The sequence below is a fragment of the Tsukamurella sp. USMM236 genome, assembly GCF_037148755.1.
GTDB lineage: Bacteria > Actinomycetota > Actinomycetes > Mycobacteriales > Mycobacteriaceae > Tsukamurella.
This window is the reverse complement of sequence record NZ_JBBCSS010000003.1, coordinates 410,060-428,023: the sequence shown is the minus strand read 5'-3', so window position 1 is coordinate 428,023 and position 17,964 is coordinate 410,060. Positions and strand designations below refer to the sequence as shown.

At 71.5% G+C, this 17,964-nt stretch carries 16 protein-coding genes; 10 read left to right on the top strand and 6 right to left on the bottom strand.

Going from position 1 to position 17,964, the window contains the following annotated elements; translation table 11 throughout:
- Nucleotides 1-99: 99 nt before the first annotated feature.
- The gene (locus WFK95_RS13150) at nucleotides 100-1,323 is read left to right on the top strand and encodes a PucR family transcriptional regulator (protein ID WP_224645232.1); all 1,224 of its coding nucleotides are present in this window, start codon (nucleotides 100-102) and stop codon (nucleotides 1,321-1,323) included.
- Here WFK95_RS13150 and WFK95_RS13145 read toward each other — a convergent pair.
- Nucleotides 1,301-1,813, bottom strand: a complete 513-nt coding sequence (locus tag WFK95_RS13145; RefSeq protein WP_336670978.1) for a mycothiol transferase — start codon at nucleotides 1,811-1,813, stop codon at nucleotides 1,301-1,303. The genes WFK95_RS13150 and WFK95_RS13145 overlap by 23 nt on opposite strands.
- On the opposite strand from WFK95_RS13145, the gene WFK95_RS13140 reads away from it, so the two are divergent.
- Nucleotides 1,812-2,138 carry a hypothetical protein gene (locus WFK95_RS13140; RefSeq protein ID WP_336670977.1) on the top strand — a complete coding sequence of 109 codons (327 nt, stop codon included), beginning with the start codon at nucleotides 1,812-1,814 and terminating at the stop codon, nucleotides 2,136-2,138. The two genes, WFK95_RS13145 and WFK95_RS13140, sit on opposite strands and share 2 nt — an antisense overlap.
- 308 nt (nucleotides 2,139-2,446) lie before the next feature.
- Here WFK95_RS13140 and htpG read toward each other — a convergent pair whose 3' ends face one another.
- Together htpG and WFK95_RS13130 are read right to left on the bottom strand one after the other, a co-directional pair.
- Nucleotides 2,447-4,393 (bottom strand): molecular chaperone HtpG, encoded by a 1,947-nt coding sequence (gene htpG, locus WFK95_RS13135; protein ID WP_336670976.1) that lies wholly within the window; start codon nucleotides 4,391-4,393, stop codon nucleotides 2,447-2,449.
- Between the two features lie 73 nt (nucleotides 4,394-4,466).
- Nucleotides 4,467-5,204: an SDR family oxidoreductase gene (locus WFK95_RS13130; RefSeq protein ID WP_336670975.1), complete on the bottom strand. Its 738-nt coding sequence runs from the start codon at nucleotides 5,202-5,204 to the stop codon at nucleotides 4,467-4,469.
- A 102-nt stretch (nucleotides 5,205-5,306) separates the two neighbouring features.
- Between WFK95_RS13130 and WFK95_RS13125 the strand changes: the two genes are divergently transcribed.
- On the top strand, nucleotides 5,307-6,128 hold the full coding sequence (locus WFK95_RS13125) for a helix-turn-helix transcriptional regulator (protein ID WP_336670974.1): 822 nt from the start codon (nucleotides 5,307-5,309) through the stop codon (nucleotides 6,126-6,128).
- Between the two features lie 156 nt (nucleotides 6,129-6,284).
- Here the strand turns inward: WFK95_RS13125 and groL are convergent, their stop codons facing one another.
- Nucleotides 6,285-7,907: a chaperonin GroEL gene (gene groL, locus WFK95_RS13120; RefSeq protein ID WP_224645236.1), complete on the bottom strand. Its 1,623-nt coding sequence runs from the start codon at nucleotides 7,905-7,907 to the stop codon at nucleotides 6,285-6,287.
- Nucleotides 7,908-8,160: 253 nt separating this feature from the next.
- Here groL and WFK95_RS13115 point away from each other — a divergent pair, with 253 nt between their 5' ends.
- Nucleotides 8,161-8,622: an SRPBCC family protein gene (locus WFK95_RS13115; RefSeq protein ID WP_224645237.1), complete on the top strand. Its 462-nt coding sequence runs from the start codon at nucleotides 8,161-8,163 to the stop codon at nucleotides 8,620-8,622.
- 69 nt (nucleotides 8,623-8,691) lie between these two features.
- On the opposite strand, the gene WFK95_RS13110 is transcribed toward WFK95_RS13115, so the two are convergent.
- Complete coding sequence (locus tag WFK95_RS13110) at nucleotides 8,692-9,876, bottom strand: DUF7373 family lipoprotein (RefSeq protein WP_336670973.1); 1,185 nt, start codon at nucleotides 9,874-9,876, stop codon at nucleotides 8,692-8,694.
- Nucleotides 9,877-9,884: 8 nt separating this feature from the next.
- Complete coding sequence (locus WFK95_RS13105) at nucleotides 9,885-11,048, bottom strand: DUF7373 family lipoprotein (RefSeq protein ID WP_336670972.1); 1,164 nt, start codon at nucleotides 11,046-11,048, stop codon at nucleotides 9,885-9,887.
- A gap of 77 nt (nucleotides 11,049-11,125) precedes the next feature.
- On the opposite strand from WFK95_RS13105, the gene WFK95_RS13100 reads away from it, so the two are divergent.
- From WFK95_RS13100 to WFK95_RS13075, 6 genes are read left to right on the top strand one after another with little or no spacing between them, the layout of a single operon-like run.
- Nucleotides 11,126-12,499 (top strand): M20/M25/M40 family metallo-hydrolase, encoded by a 1,374-nt coding sequence (locus WFK95_RS13100; protein ID WP_336670971.1) that lies wholly within the window; start codon nucleotides 11,126-11,128, stop codon nucleotides 12,497-12,499.
- Complete coding sequence (gene moeA / locus WFK95_RS13095) at nucleotides 12,496-13,701, top strand: molybdopterin molybdotransferase MoeA (RefSeq protein WP_336670970.1); 1,206 nt, start codon at nucleotides 12,496-12,498, stop codon at nucleotides 13,699-13,701. Before WFK95_RS13100 ends, moeA begins: the two co-directional genes overlap by 4 nt.
- Before the next feature lie 13 nt (nucleotides 13,702-13,714).
- Complete coding sequence (locus WFK95_RS13090; protein WP_374201266.1) at nucleotides 13,715-14,020, top strand: GlsB/YeaQ/YmgE family stress response membrane protein; 306 nt, start codon at nucleotides 13,715-13,717, stop codon at nucleotides 14,018-14,020.
- 59 nt (nucleotides 14,021-14,079) lie between these two features.
- A complete protein-coding gene (locus WFK95_RS13085; protein WP_336670969.1) occupies nucleotides 14,080-14,802 on the top strand; it encodes a phosphatidylserine decarboxylase in 723 nt (240 codons plus the stop codon).
- A 38-nt stretch (nucleotides 14,803-14,840) separates the two neighbouring features.
- A complete protein-coding gene (locus WFK95_RS13080; RefSeq protein WP_336671063.1) occupies nucleotides 14,841-15,695 on the top strand; it encodes a CDP-alcohol phosphatidyltransferase family protein in 855 nt (284 codons plus the stop codon).
- Nucleotides 15,696-15,749: 54 nt separating this feature from the next.
- On the top strand, nucleotides 15,750-17,963 hold the full coding sequence (locus WFK95_RS13075) for an AAA family ATPase (protein ID WP_336670968.1): 2,214 nt from the start codon (nucleotides 15,750-15,752) through the stop codon (nucleotides 17,961-17,963).
- The last annotated feature ends 1 nt before the right edge of the window (nucleotide 17,964 follow it).

The following is a 17,964-nucleotide window of genomic DNA, read 5'->3' as shown; positions in this document are numbered from 1 at the left end:
GTTCGGGAGTTCCAATACTCACTGTGATGCACGTCATAGTCTTGGCGTCATGAGCAAGATTCGCGACGACATTTGTCCGCCGGAACAAAGCGGGCCGTCGTGGCGGGGCTGACGCCGCCGGCCCGGGGGTGGCTCGCGGAGTTCGCGCGGGCGGGCGAGAACGAGCAGGCCCTCGACGCCATGGTCGGCGAGGTCGACGACGCGATCGTCGCGGCGCTGCCGGAGATGGACGAGCCGCTCCTGCGCGCCGAGCTGGACGCCAGCACTCGGGCGCACTGGCGCGGCGTCCTCGGCAACGCCATCCGCGAATCCATCGTCGTGCGCCCCGGCGAGGAGACGCACGATCTCGCGCGGACGATGGCGCGGCGCGGCTTCGAGCTGCGCGTGCTGCTCGCGGTGTACCGGGTGGGGCAGAACGCGGCGTGGGACCTGTTCACCGCGCGCGCCGCCGCCGAGATCGCCGACGCCGAGGTGCGCTCGCAGGTGCTGCTGCACTTCTGGCCGCGTGTGACCAAGTGGCTCGACGCCTCGATCGAGGAGATGATCGGCACCTTCGTCGCCGAGCGCGAGCAGTGGCAGCGGGGCGCCCTGGCGCGGCAGGCCGCCACCGTCGACGCGGTGCTGGCCGGGCAGGACGTCGATCCCGGCGAGGCTACCGCCGCCCTGAACTACCCCGTCGCGGCGGCGCACACCGCCTACACGCTGTGGGTGGACGAGGCCGTGGCCGACGCCGACGTGCAGCGGCTCCTCGAGCGCGCCGCGACGGCCGTGCATCGGGAAGTCCGCGGCGAGCACCGCCTGGCGCAGCGGACCGGCGCACGCTCGCTGCGCTGCTGGAGCGCGGGATCGGGCGTACCCGGCGCTCTCGACCTGCCGCCGACGGTGCGCTGCGCGCTCGGCACCGCGCATCCCGGGCTCGACGGCTTCCGCCGCAGCCACGCGGAATCCGCGGCGGCGCTGACCGTCGCGCGGCGGACGGGGCGCGGCGTCGTGGCCTATCGGGACGTGGAGCTCGCCTGCCTCGCGCACGGCATCGCCGGGCCGGACGGGCCGTCGACGCTGGTGGAGCGCGAGCTGGGCGACCTCGCCGCCGACACCGCCGCTGCGGCGCGGCTCCGCGAGACGGCGCTCGCCTACCTCGGCGCCGGGGGCGACGCGCGCGCCGCCGGCGCGGCGCTGATGCTGCACCCGAACACCGTGCGCTACCGGATCCGCCAGGTGGAGCAGGTACTAGGGCATCCCATCGATGAGCGCCGCGTGTACGTCGAGCTGGCGCTGCACGCGGTGCGCGCCTTCGGCGTCAATCCTGCAGCGCACCCTTGAGATACGCGGCGGCGCCGAGATGCTGGGCGCAGTCGTCGACGATGCTCACCAGCCGCACCGCGACGGTGACCGGCGGGTCCCAGGCCGCGTCGATCACGCGGGCCAGCTCGTCCGGCGTGACGCCGTCGAGGTAGCGGGTCGCCATGGCATCGACGTCGCGGAAATAGCCGATGAGCAGCGCATCGCTGCCGTGCACCTCGGCCGCCTCGGCACGGGTGTGGCCGTAGCCCGTCGACTCCGGCGGCAGGTCGAGGCCGAACCGGCCGTACCAGTCGTTCGCGGTCCAGACCTCCGGGACGCCGGCGATCGGCGCGAGCTGGGCGTCGATCACCCGGGCGCTGTGCCACACGAGCCATGCGATCGTGTTGGCATCCGGCACGATCCGTCTGTTCGCGATGTCGGGGTCGAGTCCCTCGGTGACGTCCTCCACGTGCTCGCGGATCCGGGCGAACGCGTCGATCAGCAGGTCCCGTGCAGCGGCTGAGTCCATGTCTCCGACGGTACGCCGCTACCGCCACAGGCAGGGCCCATCAGGAACCCACGAGCAGGAGAAGACAGAAGCCGATGATGAGGAGCAGGAAGGCGCCGCAGAGCGACAGGATCGCGATCTGCGCGATCTTGACGCCGTTGACCGGCGGTGGGGGCGGCGGAGTGAAGCTGAAGCGCCCGGGCGTCCCGATACCGTTCGGGGCGGCGTGAAGACGGTGACCGTCTGTCCTGCGGCCACCCTGAGCGGGATGCTCGCGGTGCCGAACTGCGTGTTGAGCACCGCGCTGCCGGGAGTGCCGCCGAAACTCCCGAAGGCACCCAACTGAACGCTGAGTACGTGGTCCCCAGGGGTGACGGGAAGGAAGCTCTCGCCCCAGTTCGACATCCGGGCGACGCTGTCGACGAAGGCGCTGACGTTCACGCCGTGCTCGTACTTGATGAACGCGTTCGCCGAGTCACCCGGCACGCAGATCAAACGGATCCACCCCTGCGCGGGCACCGCTGGAAACGCCACATCCACTCCTTCGTCCTCGGCGCCGATCGGCGCGTCGAGTACAGAGTGTCGGGAACGTCTTTCGCGATACTTGCGCCGGGCTGAAGGCGGCACACCTGCGCAGCGACCCGCCCCCGTCCATCAGCCCAGGCTGCGGCCGAGCTGGCGAGCGAGGACCGCGGCGAAGGCGGCGGGATCGGCGACCGAGCCGCCCTCCGCGAGGAGGGCTGTGCCGTAGAGGATCTCGGCGGCATCGGTGAGCGCCTCGTCCTCGGCGGGCGCCTCCGCGGCGGCGACCCGGTCGCGCAGGCTCTTGACGAGCTCGTTCTCCGGATTCAGCTCCAGTGTGCGACGCGTGCGGGGCACCTCCTGGCCGCTCGCCCGGTACATCTGCTCGAGCTGCGGGGTGAGGTCGAACTCGCCGCCGACCAGGCAGGCCGCCGAGGTCGTGAGGCGCGACGTGAGACGCACGCCGGCCACGTCCTCGTCGAGAGTCGTCGCCAGCCACTCCGTCAGCTGCTCGAAGCCCTCCGCTTCCGGCGCCTCGTCGCCGAGGTCGGCCTCGCCCTTGGCGACGGAGACGAACCGCTTACCGTCGAACTCGGCGCCGGTTGTCCACAGCTCGTCGACCTGATCGGTGAGGAGCAGGACCTCGAAGCCCTTGGCGGCGAAGGCCTCCAGGTGCGGCGAGGACTCCAGCCGGGCGCGGGAGTCGCCGGCGGCGTAGTAGATGACGTCCTGCCCCTCGGGCATGCGGGCGACGTAGTCGGCGAGTCCGGTGGTACCGGTCTCGCTGAACGTCGACTCGAACGACGATGCCTTGAGCAGGGTTTCGCGGTTGTCCTGATCGTCGAGCAAGCCCTCCTTGAAGACCGCGCCGAACGCCGACCAGAAGGTGTCGTACTTCTCCCGCTCGTTCTCGCGCAGCGCGGTGACCGTCTGCAGGACCCGCTTGACGAGGCGCTTGCGGATCATGACCAGGTGCCGGTCGTTCTGCAGGATCTCGCGGGAGACGTTGAGCGACAGGTCCTGCGCGTCCACGACACCGGCGACGAACCGCAGGTACGGCGGCAGCAGGGCCTCGCAGTGGTCCATGATGAAGACGCGCTTGACGTACAGCGCGGGGCCGGACTTGGTGTTGCGGTAGAACATGTCGAACGGCGGCATGGTCGGGATGAAGAGCAGCGCCTGGTACTCGAAGGTGCCCTCGGCGCGGACCGAGATGGTCTCCAGCGGCTCGTCGAAGGCGTGGCTGACGTGGCGGTAGAAGTCGGCGTACTCCTCGTCGGAGACCTCCTCCTTCGGGCGCGCCCACAGCGCCTGCATGGAGTTGAGGGTCTCCGGGCCGGGCGCCTCGGCATCGTCGGCCTCGGCGTCTTCGGCCTCGGCGTCGTCGGCCTCGGCGACCGGGGCGGGGGCCAGGCGGATCGGGAAGGCGATGAAGTCGCTGTAGCGGCGCACGACCGAGCGCAGCACGTGCTCGGAGGTGTAGTCGTGGAGGCTCTCGTCGCCGTCGCCGTCGGCGGCGCGCAGGTGCAGCGTGATGGTGGTGCCGTGGCCCGCGGGGACGTCGTCGCCGGTGAGGTCGGTGACGGTGTACGTGCCGTGCCCCTCGGATTCCCACCGGGTGGCTGTGTCCTCGCCCGCCCTGCGGGTCACCAGGGTCACGCGGTCGGCGACCATGAACGCCGAGTAGAAGCCGATGCCGAACTGGCCGATGAGCTCCGCGGAGGCGCCCTGCTCCTTCGCCTGCTTCGCGGCCTCGAGCTTGCGCCGGAGCTCGCCGGTGCCGGACTTGGCGAGGGTGCCGATGAGGTCGACGACGTCCGCGCGGCTCATGCCGATCCCGTTGTCGGAGATCGTGAGCGTGTGCGCCTCGGGGTCCGTGCGCAGCTCGATGTGCAGGTCCGAGGCGTCGGCCTCGAGGTCCTTGTCCCGGTATGCCTCCAGCCGCAGCTTGTCCAGGGCGTCCGAGGCGTTGGAGATCAGCTCGCGCAGGAAGACGTCCTTCTCCGAGTACACGGAGTGGATCATCAGCGACAGCAGCTGATCGGTCTCGGCCTGGAACTGGAGGGTCTCTGCGGTCACGTCGTCGCCTTTCTCATCACGGACGGTGCTGGGATCGATTCTGCCAACCGGGTGAGGCGGGCTCACCACGGCCTCACCCCTGCATGGTCGGAAGGACGATCATCGAGGCGACGTTGACGGCGGAGGGCAGCGATGCACTCCAGACAACGGCGTCGCCGATCGCGGACGCCGGAATCGGCGGGTTCTCGACGGCGTACCGCTTTAGGGCCACGGCGGCGTGCGGGTCCGTGACGCCCGCCGCGAGCTCCGACTCGACCATGCCGGGTTCGATGACCCGGACTCGGACACCGCGGGGGCCGAACTCGGCGCGGAGGTGGTTCGTCAGGTGCGCGACGGCGGCCTTTGTCGCGTTGTAGACGGAGTAGCCCGGCAGCACCATGTGCGCGCCGATGGAACCGACCAGGACCAGGTCGGCGGGTCCGCTCTCCGCCGCAGCGACGAGGTCATCGATCGTCGCGCGGACAGTGGTGAGCAGGCCTGTGATGTTGGTGGACACCATGCGGTCCCAGTCGCCCTCGGCCGCGGTGTCGAACGCCGCGGGAAGCATGGCGCCGGCGTTGGCGACGACGAGGTCGAACCGGCCAACGCGGTCGCGGAGCTGGTCGACGGCGCCGGCGAATCCCGCGCGATCCGTGACGTCCGCGGCAGCGTGGGCGGCGCCGGTCGCGGCGGCGACCTCGGCGAGGCGGTCGGCACGGCGGCCGATCACCGCCGTTCGCGCTCCGGCCGCGCCAAGGGCGGCGGCGGTGGCAGCACCGATGCCGCTTCCGGCGCCGGTGATGAGGGCTGTGCGTTCAGTCAACGAGGTCATGCCCATGACGCTGCCCCGTCTGGGCGGGGCACGACAGGCCGTGACGCTGCGGGGTAGCCGCACTACCTGGCTGGACCTGGGCCGATGGGTAGCGTGGGACGAGTGGACGTGAACCTCCTCGGCGAATTCCTACGCGCCCGGCGCGAGCGCGTCGACCCGGCGACGCTCGGGCTGCGCACCATGGGGGTGCGTCGAACCCCCGGGCTGCGACGGGAGGAGGTGGCCGCGCAGGCGGGGATCAGCGTCGAGTACCTCGTGCGGCTGGAAAGAGGCAGGGACCGTAGGCCGTCGCCCGCCGTGGTCGCCGCGCTCGCGGAAGTCCTCCACCTCGACCCCGACGCTGCGGCGCATCTCGCGCAGTTGGCCGAACTCCCCGACGGCCGGGGAGGCGAGGTGGTCGACGAGATGTCCGGTGTCGTGCGACGCCTCCTCGACTCGTGGCCGAACCCGACCATCGTCACCAATTCCCTCCTGGACCTGATCGGCACCAACGCCGCCGGCGAGGAGCTGCACTGCGGGATCGGACTCCGTGTGGGGGACAACATGGTGCGGTCCTTGTTCCTCGATCCGCGGTCCCGTGAGGTCTTCCTCGATTTCGACACCGTCGCTCGGGAGTCGGTCGGGAATCTTCGGGCGCTGTCGGGCCCGAATCCCTCGCACCCGCGGCTGATGGCACTGGTGGGCGAACTCTCGGTGCGGAGCCCGCACTTCGCGCGGCTGTGGGGTGACGGCGAAGTGCAGGCGAAGACGAACGGCGGCAAGGTGATCGCGCACCCGGACCTGGGTGTGGTCGAGCTGGAGTGGTCGACCTTGGAGGTGGCGGCGGCACCGGGGCAGCTGGTCGTGGCGTACCAGGCGCAGCAGGGCTCTGCGTCGGAACGAACCCTGGCCGAGCTCATCGCCCGCGTCGCGCACTCGTCCTAGCCCGCGCTTTCGAAAGTCGAGTTCTACGGGCATCACCGCCGTGTACTGCCGCGGCGGCTCGTACGACTCGACTTTCGGAAACCGGGAAACAGGAAGGGCCCGGCACCGTCGAAACGACGATGCCGGGCCCTGAATTCCCTAGCCGAGTGGCAGGACTTAGAAGTCCATGCCGCCCATGCCGCCGGTCGGATCGACCGGGGCACCGGCCTTCTCCGGCTTGTCGGCGACGACGGCCTCGGTGGTGAGGAACAGAGCCGCGATCGAGGCCGCGTTCTGCAGCGCCGAGCGGGTGACCTTCACCGGGTCGTTGATGCCGGCGGCCAGCAGGTCCTCGTACACACCGGTGGCGGCGTTGAGGCCGGTGCCGGCGGGCGAGTTGCGGACCTTCTCGGCGACGACGCCGGGCTCGAGGCCGGCGTTGACGGCGATCTGCTTGACGGGGGCGTCGAGCGCGACCTTGACGATGTTCGCGCCGGTGGCCTCGTCACCCTCGAGCGCGAGGCTGTCGAAGACGGTGCCCGACTGCGCGAGAGCAGCGCCACCACCGGCGACGATGCCCTCCTCGACGGCGGCCTTCGCGTTGCGCACGGCATCCTCGATGCGGTGCTTGCGCTCCTTGAGCTCGACCTCGGTGGCGGCACCGGCCTTGATGACGGCGACGCCGCCGGCCAGCTTCGCGAGGCGCTCCTGCAGCTTCTCCCGGTCGTAGTCCGAGTCGCTGTTCTCGATCTCGGCGCGGATCTGCGAGACGCGGCCCGCGATCTGCTCCTTGGAGCCGGCACCGTCGACGATGGTGGTCTCGTCCTTGGTCACGACGACCTGGCGCGCCTGGCCCAGGACCTCGAGGCCGGCGGTGTCGAGCGACAGGCCGATCTCCTCGGAGATGACCTGGCCGCCGGTGAGGATCGCCATGTCCTGCAGCATCGCCTTGCGACGATCGCCGAAGCCGGGGGCCTTGATGGCGACCGACTTGAAGGTGCCGCGGATCTTGTTGACGATGAGCGTCGACAGGGCCTCGCCCTCGACATCCTCGGCGATGATCGCGAGCGGCTTGCCCGACTGGATGACCTTCTCCAGCAGCGGCAGCAGGTCCTTGACAGTCGAGATCTTGCCCGAGACGAGCAGCACGTAGGCGTCCTCGAGCACGGCCTCCTGACGCTCGGCGTCGGTGGCGAAGTAGCCCGAGATGAAGCCCTTGTCGAAGCGCATGCCCTCGGTGAGCTCCAGCTGGAGACCGAAGGTGTTGCTCTCCTCGACGGTGATGACGCCTTCCTTGCCGACCTTGTCCATGGCCTCGGCGATGAGCTCGCCGATGGCGGGGTCGCCGGCCGAGATGCCCGCGGTAGCAGCGATCTGCTCCTTGGTCTCGACCTCCTTGGCGGCCTTCAGCAGGTGCTCGGTGACGGCCTCGACGGCCTTCTCGATGCCCCGCTTGAGGCCCAGCGGGTTCGCACCCGCGGCCACGTTGCGCAGACCCTCGCGCACGAGCGCCTGGGCCAGAACGGTGGCGGTGGTGGTGCCGTCGCCCGCGACGTCGTCGGTCTTCTTGGCGACCTCCTTGACGAGCTCGGCGCCGATCTTCTCGTAGGGATCCTCGAGCTCGATCTCCTTGGCGATGGAAACACCGTCGTTGGTGATCGTGGGGGCGCCCCACTTCTTCTCCAGCACGACGTTGCGGCCCTTGGGGCCGAGCGTCACCTTGACGGCGTCGGCGAGGGCGTTCAGGCCCCGCTCGAGACCGCGGCGGGCCTCTTCGTCGAACGCGATGATCTTGGCCATTGCGAAGTGATTCCTCCAGATAGGGGCCGGTTCGGCCCTACTTTGGACACGTCTTCTAGGTCGATTCGATGCCCGCGACGGACGACCCGGCGTGTCACCTGCGCGGGTTGCGCACAGGGCCCGGTCTCACCTCTTCGACCTAGCACTCACGTAATCCGAGTGCTAAGTCGTTTCTAGCACTCGGCAGGGTCGAGTGCAAGGTCGTTCGCCGTGGGCTGGACGGACCCTTCCTACTCCTGGGTAGGATCCGGTCATGGCAACCCCCGTTCTGGAGTCGAGCGTCGTGATCGACGCGCCCGTGGAGAAGGTCTGGTCGGTCGTGTCCGACCTCGAGGCGATGGGCCGTCGCAGCCCGCAGTGCAAGAAGGTGTTCGTGTTCGGCGGCCCGCTCAAGGTGGGCACCCGCATGCTGAACATCAACCGTCAGGGCTGGAAGGTCTGGCCCACCAACACCCAGGTCACCGAGTTCACGCCGAACGAGCGCGTCGCGTTCCGCGTGGCCGAGAACCACACCACCTGGAGCTTCACCCTGGTGCCCGACGGCGACAAGACCACCGTCGTCGAGCGCCGCGAGGCCAAGGACGGCAAGACCACCGCGCTGAGCAGCGGCCTCATCGCCGCGCTCCTCGGCGGCAACGAGGACTTCGAGCGCGGCCTGCTGGTCGGCATGAAGCAGACGCTCTCGCACATCAAGACCGAGTCCGAGGCGAAGTAACCTCCCGAAATCGAGAAAGGGGCGCACCCGGTGGGTGCGCCCCTTCGTCGTCTGCGGAATCCCGTGCGGCTACGCGGCGCTCTTGAGGATCAGATAGGCGGCACCGATGGCCTGGACCGCCTGCTGCCGCTGCGACGAGGTGAACTCCGTCGCGTACCGCCCGACGGCGACCGAGCACCAGGTGAGCCTCGAGGTCGCGCCCTCGTAGGTGGCGAAGGTCAGGCAGACCCCGCCCGGCACGCCCTTGATCTTCTCCTCCTCGACCTTCGTGAAGGCCTTCCGGGTCTCGTCGGTGAACTCGTCCACGACGTGCTGCGCGCCTTTCGCGTCCTTCGCCCTGTAGACGGTGCTGCCACCGATGCCGACGACGTCGACGCCCGCATCGGCGAAGGTCTTCACCGATCGCGAGACGTCGGTCTGCCGTAGTACGGCGGACCGGGCGGGCAGGGAGTAGCCGCCATCGCCCTTCGACGGCGCGAGGGTCAGCTTCGCGACGCCCTCGGGATCGAGCTGCAGTGTGCTCACCTTGTCGAGCGGCGTCGGCTGGAAGCCGTCGAGCGCCTTGGTCTGCCGGTCGAAGTAGGTGCGCAGCTGATCCACGGAGAGGTCGCCGAAGGCGCCGATCACGTACTGCTTGTACGCGAGGAAGCCCACCGTCGCGGTGCCGACGGGGGCGCCGTACGTCTGCGTGTAGGCGACGGCTGCGTCGTAGCCGGGAATCCTTGTCTCCACCTTCGCCGGCAGATCCTCGCCGGAGGAGTCCTTCTCGCGCGCCCGCAGCGCCTGGCCGACAGCGGCCGAAGCGTCGGCCGGGCTCGCCATGCGGACCAGGACGACGGTCTCGCCGCGTTCCTTCCTCTTCGAGTCGTATTTGGTGCCCTGCTGCGTGTCACTGGCGCCCACCGAAGCCGCGACCTCGGCCTTGGTGCCCAGTACATCTCCCGCCGCTTGACCGAAGACGCCCTTGACCATCCCCTGAATGGCCGACCGGGACGTCGCGCGCGCACTGCCGCGGAAATGCATGGCCGCATCGATCTCGTAGAGGTACGGCACGGTCTCCGCCATCCGGTATCCCTCGAGCGTCTCCCCGTCGGCCTGAGTCGTCGAGCCGATGGTCCGGGACGCGGTCGCGAACGATCCGGTCTCCGGCTTGGGCACGCCGGACGGATCGGCGACGGGGGTGCCGGCCACCGTCGAGGAGCATCCCGCCAGGAACAGGGCCGACACCGCGAGCGCCGCCAGGGACTTCTTCATGTTCATCCTCACTTCGCCTGCTGCAGAATCAGATACGAGGCACCGAGAGCCTGCTTCGCCCGTGCATCCTGCATGTCGCTGACCTCGGCCAGATAGCGCCCCACCGGCACGACGCAGTACGTCCGCTTGTCCTTCGAGCCCGTGTACTGCGGGAACGACCGGCATCGGCCTCCCGGAACGCCCCGCACCGTAGAGGACTCACCTCCGGGATAGAAGCGCGTGTTCTCCGCGATGAATCTGTCCGCGAGTTGCGATGCACCAGCGGCGTCGCGCGCCCGGTAGACGACGTTGTCCGCGTTCGCGATCCGGTCGACGCCCGTGGCGGCGAAGTCCGCCAGCGCGCCCGTCGTGTCCGAGGCGAACGGGGCAAAGCCCCGCGGCGAGTAGGTCGTCTCGAACACCGTCGGCGACTCCTCCACGAGCGTGTACCGCAACAGGTCCTCGTCCGCGCGGGTGAGGGTCGAGAACTTGTCGACGGGCGTCGGCACGAAGCCGGCGAGGGACTTGACCTGCAGGTCGAAGTACTTCTTGATCAGGTCGACGGAACTGTTCGTCCAGGCGCCGATCACGTACCGGCCGCTCGCGAGGAGCCCGACCCGTGAGGTCGAGTCCCCCGCGGACTTGGAGTACGCCGTCGCCTCCGAGTAGCCGGGTACGGTCTCCGCCTTCTTGGGGCGCGGTGTCTCGGAACCGAACGCCTTGTCGGGCGACAGGACCGCCGGGTTCGCCACCGCCGCCCGCGCCGCGGCCTCGTCCTTGAACCGGAACAGGCCGGTGATCAGGCTCCTCGAGGACTTGGCATCGGACCCGGGTGCCTTGTCGTCCGCCGAGATGTAGGCGCCGACCTCCATGCCGCCGACCGCGGTTGCGACCCCGTCACCGAACGCCATCTTGACGGTGCTCTCGATCCGTCCCACGGACGGTCGCCCGCCGTACCGGAGCGCAGGGTCGACCTCCGACGCCAGCGGGATGATCTCGACCATTCGGAACGCCTCCGCCGCGATGTGCATCTTCTCCGTCATGGCACCGAGCTGGCGCGGCGCGGTCGCGTAGGACCCCGTGTCCGGCTTCGGCACCCCCGACGGGTCGGCGACGGGCGAGCCCGGCACCGTCGTCGAGCATCCCGCGAGCAGCACCGCGGCCCCCACCACGCACAGCGACTTACGCAGCATGGATTCCTCCTCCAAGAGTTCACACAAGTGAACCACGACCGGCCTGCCGCGTACTTATGCCGCGCTAAGGTGAGCCGATGACCGCGCGCAGCCTGCAGGACACCGTCGAGAACCTGATGGACAGGGCCAGGTCGGACCTGGCGGAGCTGGTCGCGCACCCGTCCGTGCACGACTCCCCCGAGTTCGGCGCCGAACCCAACGCGGCGTCGGCGGCGTGGGTCGCGAAGGCCTTCACGGAGGCCGGGATCGCGGGCATCGAGCAGGTCACCACGTCCGACGGGTCGATCGCGATCGTCGGGCACACGCCCGCGCCGGAGGGCGCCCCGACGGTGCTGCTCTACAGCCACCACGACGTGCAGCCGCCCGGGCCGCGTGAGGCCTGGGAGTCCGATCCGTTCACCCTCACCACCCGTCCCGGCCCCGACGGCGCGGACCGCTGGTACGGCCGCGGGTCCGCCGACTGCAAGGGCAACCTCGTCGCGCACCTGACCGCGCTGCGGGCGGTCCGCGGCGAGGACGGGGCCTTCCCCGTCGGCGTGCGGATCATCATCGAGGGCTCCGAGGAGGGCGGCGGCGCGGGCCTCGAGGACCTCGTCGCCGAGCGCCCCGAGCTGGCGCAGGCCGACCTCATCGTCATCGGCGACACCGGCAACGTCGCCGTCGGCCGCCCGACCCTCACCACCTCCTTGCGCGGCGTCGCGAGCGTGCGGGTCGAGCTCAGCACCGGCACCTCCGACCTGCACTCCGGCGCCTTCGGCGGTGCCGCCCCCGACGCGATCGCCGCCCTCATCGCGCTGCTCGCGACGCTGCGGGACGGCTTCGGCAACACCACGATCGACGGGCTCGACAGCTCCGCGCGCTGGGCCGGCGAGCCCTACGAGCCGGCGCAGTTCGCCGCCGACGCCGCGATCTACGACGATGCCGCGATCCTCGGCTCCGGCGCCATCGCCGACCAGCTGTGGGCGCGGCCCGCGGTCACCGTCATCGGCCTCGACGCCCCCGCGACGGCGACCGCCGCCGCCGCGATCCAGCCCCGCGCCGCGGCCCTGCTGAACCTGCGGGTGCCGCCGGGCACCGACCCGCACAACGCCGGCGCGCTGCTCGTCGCGCACCTGACCAACCACGCCCCGTGGGGCGCGCACGTTGACGCGGTCGTCGAATCCGTGGGCGAGCCCTTCGCCGCCGAGACCACCGGCCCCGCCTACCGGGTGCTGCAGGAGGCCCTCGTCGAGGCGTACGACGGTGCCGAGGTCGCCTTCAGCGGCCAGGGCGGCTCGATCCCGCTGTGCACCCAGCTGCGCAAGGCCGCCCCGACGGCCGAGATCGCGCTGCTCGGCGTCGAGGAGCCGCAGTGCCGCATCCACGCGCCCAACGAGTCCGTCGACCCGTCCGAGCTGCGGCGCACCGCGCTGGCCGAGGCGCTGCTGCTCACCCGGCTGGCCGGCGCGTGAGGCCCGTCGACGAGCACCGCGCCGCGGTCGCCGCACTGATCCCCGCACCGCGGACCGTCGACCTGCCGGTGGCGGACGCCCTGGGCCTCGTCCTGGCCCGCGACGTGCCCGCGCCGCTCTCGCTGCCGCCGTTCACCAACTCCGCGATGGACGGCTACGCGGTCCGCGCCGCCGACGCCGTCGCGGGCGCCGTGCTGCCCGTCGCCTTCGACGTGCCCGCCGGCCGCACCGACGTGCCCGCGCTCCCGCCGGGGGCCGCGTGTCGCATCATGACCGGCGCCCCCGTGCCCGACGGTGCCGACGCCATCGTCCCCGTCGAGCGGACGGACGGCGGCGTCGAACGCGTCCGGATCGACGAGACGCCCGAGCCCGGACGGTTCTTCCGCGCCGCCGGCAGCGACATCGAGGCCGGGGAGACCGCGCTGCGCGGCGGCGAGACCGTCGGGCCCGCCGTCGTCGGGTTCGCGGCGGCCCTGGGCCTGACGACGGTGCCCGTGCTGGCCCCGCCCCACGTCGCCGTGCTGTCCACCGGCTCCGAGCTGGTGGAGCCGGGCACGCCGCTGCGGCCCGGGCAGATCTACGAATCGAACGCCCCGATGCTGGCGAGCGCGATCCGCGAGGCCGGGGCCACCGCGGAGGTCGTGCGGTTCGTGGCGGACGACGCCGATGCCTTCCTCGCCCGGCTCGCCGAGCGGATCTCCGCGGGCGGCGTCGACCTGGTCGTCACCAGCGGCGGCGTCAGCGCCGGCGCGTTCGAGGTGGTCAAGGACGCCCTCGCGTCGCGGGGCGTCGACTTCGTCAAGGTCGCGATGCAGCCCGGCATGCCGCAGGGCTCCGGCACCGTCGACCTGGGCGGCGTGCGAGTGAAGTTCGTGACCTTCCCCGGGAACCCGGTGAGCGCGCTCGTCTCCTTCGAGGTCTTCCTGCGGCCGGCGCTGCGGGCCGCCCTGGGACTGCCCGACCGCGCCCGTCGCGTCGCGAGGCTCGCCGAGCCCGTCGACTCGATCCCCGGGAAGCGCCAGTACCTGCGCGGACTCCTCACGAGGAACGACGACGGTACCGATTCGGTCTCGGTTCTCGGCGGGCCGGGTTCGCACTACCTACGATGGCTGTCACAGGCGGATTGCCTGCTGGACGTCCCCGCCGAGGTCGAGCATCTGGCCGCGGGAACCCCGGTGGAACTGATCCTCTTGACCCACTAACGAGGAGATTCTCATGGTCGCGCAGTACGCAGACACCGTCATGCTCGCATCGGCCAACTTCAGCCCCGGCTGGTTCGCGTGGATCATCATCGGCGGCCTCGCCGGCTGGATCGCCAGCAAGATCATGAAGTCCGACGGCCAGATGGGCATCATCAAGAACGTCCTCGCGGGCATCATCGGCGGTTGGCTCGGCGGCTACGTGCTACGCCTGGCCGGCGTCGACACCGGGACCTTCGGTTGGGTCCTCACCTTCGTCACCGCGCTCGTCGGCGCCTGCGTGGTGATCGGAGCAGTGAAGCTGGTCACCGGACGCAAGTGATCACACCCTCGGGTGAGAAGATGTCACCCGATATGACAGCGAACAGTAAGGACGATTAGGTGGCACGCCGACCTCGCACGCCGGTCGACGGCCATCTGACCGAGCACACCTCCGGCATCGAGCACATCACCGAGCTCATCCGGCACACCGTTCCTCCGCTGCACCCCGCGGGGACCCCGTTCATCGCGGGTTCCCTCGGGGTCGCCGCGGCGGGCTACCGCAAGAGCTGGATCCGGGTTCCCGCCCTGCTCACCGCGGCCGCGTGCGCCGGCTTCTTCCGGCACCCCGCCCGCGTGGTTCCGGAGACCGAGGGCATCGCCGTGGCCCCCGCCGACGGCGAGGTGACCCTCGTCGACGAGCACGTCCCGCCCCGCGAGCTGGGCCTCGGCGACGCGCCGCTGCCCCGCGTGTCGATCTTCCTGTCGGTCTTCGACGCGCACGTGCAGCGCGCGCCGCTGGCCGGCGTCGTCGACTCCGTGGTGCACACCGACGGCAAGTTCCTGCCCGCCGACCTCCCCGAGGCCAGCGACCGGAACGAGCGGAACTCGGTGCGCCTCGCCACCGAGCACGGCCCCGTGGGCGTCGTGCAGATCGCCGGCCTCGTGGCGCGGCGTATCCGCACCGACTGCGCCCCCGGCGACACCCTGGAGCTGGGCGAAACCTACGGGATCATCCGCTTCGGCTCCCGCGTAGACACGTACTTCCCCGCCGGCACCGAGCTGACCGTCTACAGCGGCCAGCGCGCGGTGGCGGCCGAGACCGTGATCGCGCGCCTGCCGTGACCGACTCGTCCACCGCGCCGCACCGCCCCGTCGGGGTCATGATCCTGCCGTCGATGCTGACGGTGGCCGCGCTGTGCGCGGGCCTGACGGGCGTGCGGTTCGCGGCGGACGGCAAGGTCGATCTGGCGATCATGCTGGTCGTCGTCGCCGCGATCCTCGACGGGCTCGACGGCCGCGTCGCGCGGCTGCTGGGCGCCTCCACCCGGATCGGCGCCGAGCTGGACTCCCTCGCGGACGCCATCAACTTCGGCGTCACGCCCGCGCTGATCCTGTACTTCGTGTGCTTCCCCGGCTCGCCCGCCGGCTGGATCGTCGCGTTGCTCTACGTGGTGGCGATGGTGCTCCGGCTGGCCCGGTTCAACACCCTCGCCGCCGACTCGACGGCCCCCGCGTACACCAAGGACTTCTTCGTCGGCGTGCCCGCGCCCGCCGGCGCGCTGCTGGTCCTGGCTCCGCTGGCCGCCCAGCAGGAGTGGGGCGACGGCTGGTGGGTCAGCACCCCGATGGTCGCGGCGTGGACGCTGTTCGTCGCCGCACTCACCGTCTCCCGCATCCCCACCTCCAGCTTCAAGACGATGACCGTGCAGCCCGCGAAGGCCGCCGGCGTGCTGGTCGCCGTCGCAGGCCTCGCGGCGCTGATGCTGACCTACCCGTACATCGCGCTGCTCCTGGTGATCGCGCTGTACCTGCTGCACATCCCCTTCGCGTGGCGGTCGAAGCGGTGGGTCACCGCTCGCCCCGAGGCCTGGGACAACAAGCCCGCCGAGCGCCGGCAGATGCGCCGCGAGCAGCGCCGCGCGGTGCGCCCGCACCGTCGCGCCGCCACCGCCGGCCGCGGTCCCCGGCGCTCCACCGCCCGCCTGGGCCTGCGCCGCCCGACGCGCGAGGACTGAACCGGTCGCGTCGCGGCCCGCCGCCGTCCGGCGACGCGAACTAGGGTGGATCGCGTGTCGAACCTCTCGCTCACCGTCCGCCTGCAGACCTCGGCCCTCGAGGCGCGACGGGGCATCGTCCGGATCCACCCCGAGGCCCTCGCGGCGCTCGGCCTGCGCGAGTGGGACGGGATCGAGCTGCTCGGCGCGCGCCGCACCGCCGCGGTCGTGGCGGCGGCGCCGGCGGGCAGCGCTCCCGGCGTCGCGCTGCTGGACGAGCTGACGATCACCAACTGCGGCCTCCGCGAGGACGCGACCGTCGTGATCACGCCCGCCACGGTCTACGGCGCGAAGCGGGTCCTCCTGCGCGGCAGCGCACTCACCCGCAACGCCCTCGACGGCGCGGCGCTACGGCAGGCGCTGCTCGGCAAGGTGATGATGCCCGGCGACAGCGTCTCGCTGCTGCCCCGCGACCTGGGGCCGGGCACGTCGACCGCGGAGGCGGTGCAGCAGCTGTCGCGGCTGGTCGGGATCACGTGGACGAACGAGCTGCTCACCGTGGTCTCCGTCGACCCGTCGCCGGGGCCGGTGTCGATCCAGCCGAACTCCGCGGTGCTGTGGGCCGACGATTCCGGCGCTCCGGCCGCGCCGGCCGTCGCGTCGTCCGCCACCGAGGTCGTGACCTTCACGGAGGAGGTCCCGGACGTCGAGACGCCGGCCGTCCGCCCCGTCGCCGACCTGGTCGGGGCCGACGGCGCGGTCCGCCGCCTCACCGAGTGGCTGTCCCTCGCGCTCGACGAGCCCGAGCTGTTGGAGAAGCTGGGCGCGCCCGCCCGGCTCGGCGTGCTCATCACCGGCCCCACGGGCGGCGGCAAGGCCACCGTGGCCCGGTCCGTCGTGGCGCCGCGGCCGATCGTCGAGCTCGACGGTGCGCTGACCGGCGCCCTGGAGCCGCAGGCGCGGCTCGAGCGCGTGCGCTCCGCGGTCGCGCGCGTCCGCGAGGCGGTCGACGGCTCGGGCGCGGCGCTGCTCGTCCGCGACGTGGAGGCCCTGCTGCCGGCGACCCGCGAGCCCGTGTCGACGATGATCCTCGACGAGCTGCGCCGCGCCGTCGCGACGCCGCGGGTCGCGCTGCTCGCCACCACCTCCGCGCCGGGCGAGCTGGACTCGCGGCTGCGCGAGCCCGACCTCGCCGAGCGGACGGTCGCCGTCGACCTCCCGGACGCGAAGCAGCGCGAGCAGCTGCTGGACCTGCTGCTGCGCGACGCGCCGACCCTGGACCTGGACCTGCACGAGGTCGCGCTGCGGGCCCCGGGCTTCGTCGCCGCCGACCTCGCGGCGCTGTGCCGGGAGGGCGCGCTGCGCGCCGCGGCGCGGGTGGTCGGCACCGACGAGCGGATCGCCATCACCCAGCCGGACCTGCTCGGGGCGCTCGGCGTGATCCGGCCCGTGTCGCGGTCCGCCACCGAGGAGGTGTCCGTCGGGTCGATCACCCTCGACGACGTGGGCGACATGGTCGAGACCAAGCAGGCCCTCACCGAGACGGTGCTGTGGCCGCTGCGTCACCCGGACACCTTCGCGCGGCTCGGCGTGGAGCCGCCGCGCGGCGTGCTGCTCTACGGCCCGCCCGGCTGCGGCAAGACCTTCGTGGTCCGCGCGCTCGCGGCGTCGGGGCAGCTGTCGGTGCACGCGGTCAAGGGCGCGGAGCTGATGAACAAGTGGGTCGGCGAATCGGAGAAGGCCGTCCGCGACCTGTTCGCGCGGGCGCGGGGCAGCGCGCCGTCGTTGATCTTCCTCGACGAGGTGGACGCGCTCGCGCCGCGGCGCGGGCAGTCGAGCGATTCGGGCGTCGGCGACAAGGTGGTCGCCGCGCTGCTCACCGAGCTCGACGGCGCCGAGCCGCTGCGCGACGTGGTGGTCCTGGGCGCGACGAACCGCCCCGACCTCGTGGATCCCGCGCTGCTGCGTCCGGGCCGGTTGGAGCGGCTGATCTTCGTGCCGCCGCCGGACGCCGAGGCCCGCGCGGAGATCCTCAAGACCAGCTCGCGCTCCATCCCGCTGGCCGACGACGTGGATCTCCCGGCGCTGGCCGAGCAGCTGGACGGCTACTCCGCCGCCGACTGCAGCGCACTGCTGCGCGAGGCCGCGCTCACCGCGATGCGGCGCGACATGGACGCGGCCACCGTGACCGCGGCCGACGTCGAGGCCGCGCGGCTGGCGGTGCGGCCGTCGCTGGACCCGGTGCAGGTCGCGGACCTGCAGGCGTACGCGGACCGTCGGGCGACGTAGG

Bases quoted from the DNA above. Each gene is read 5' to 3' on its own strand.
- WFK95_RS13140 (WP_336670977.1), top strand. From the start codon at position 1,812: ATGTCTCCGACGGTACGCCGCTACCGCCACAGGCAGGGCCCATCAGGA.
- WFK95_RS13145 (WP_336670978.1), bottom strand. From the start codon at position 1,813: ATGGACTCAGCCGCTGCACGGGACCTGCTGATCGACGCGTTCGCCCGG.
- WFK95_RS13130 (WP_336670975.1), bottom strand. From the start codon at position 5,204: ATGACCTCGTTGACTGAACGCACAGCCCTCATCACCGGCGCCGGAAGC.
- groL (WP_224645236.1), bottom strand. From the start codon at position 7,907: ATGGCCAAGATCATCGCGTTCGACGAAGAGGCCCGCCGCGGTCTCGAG.
- WFK95_RS13115 (WP_224645237.1), top strand. From the start codon at position 8,161: ATGGCAACCCCCGTTCTGGAGTCGAGCGTCGTGATCGACGCGCCCGTG.
- WFK95_RS13110 (WP_336670973.1), bottom strand. From the start codon at position 9,876: ATGAAGAAGTCCCTGGCGGCGCTCGCGGTGTCGGCCCTGTTCCTGGCG.
- WFK95_RS13105 (WP_336670972.1), bottom strand. From the start codon at position 11,048: ATGCTGCGTAAGTCGCTGTGCGTGGTGGGGGCCGCGGTGCTGCTCGCG.
- WFK95_RS13100 (WP_336670971.1), top strand. From the start codon at position 11,126: ATGACCGCGCGCAGCCTGCAGGACACCGTCGAGAACCTGATGGACAGG.
- WFK95_RS13090 (WP_374201266.1), top strand. From the start codon at position 13,715: ATGGTCGCGCAGTACGCAGACACCGTCATGCTCGCATCGGCCAACTTC.
- WFK95_RS13080 (WP_336671063.1), top strand. From the start codon at position 14,841: ATGATCCTGCCGTCGATGCTGACGGTGGCCGCGCTGTGCGCGGGCCTG.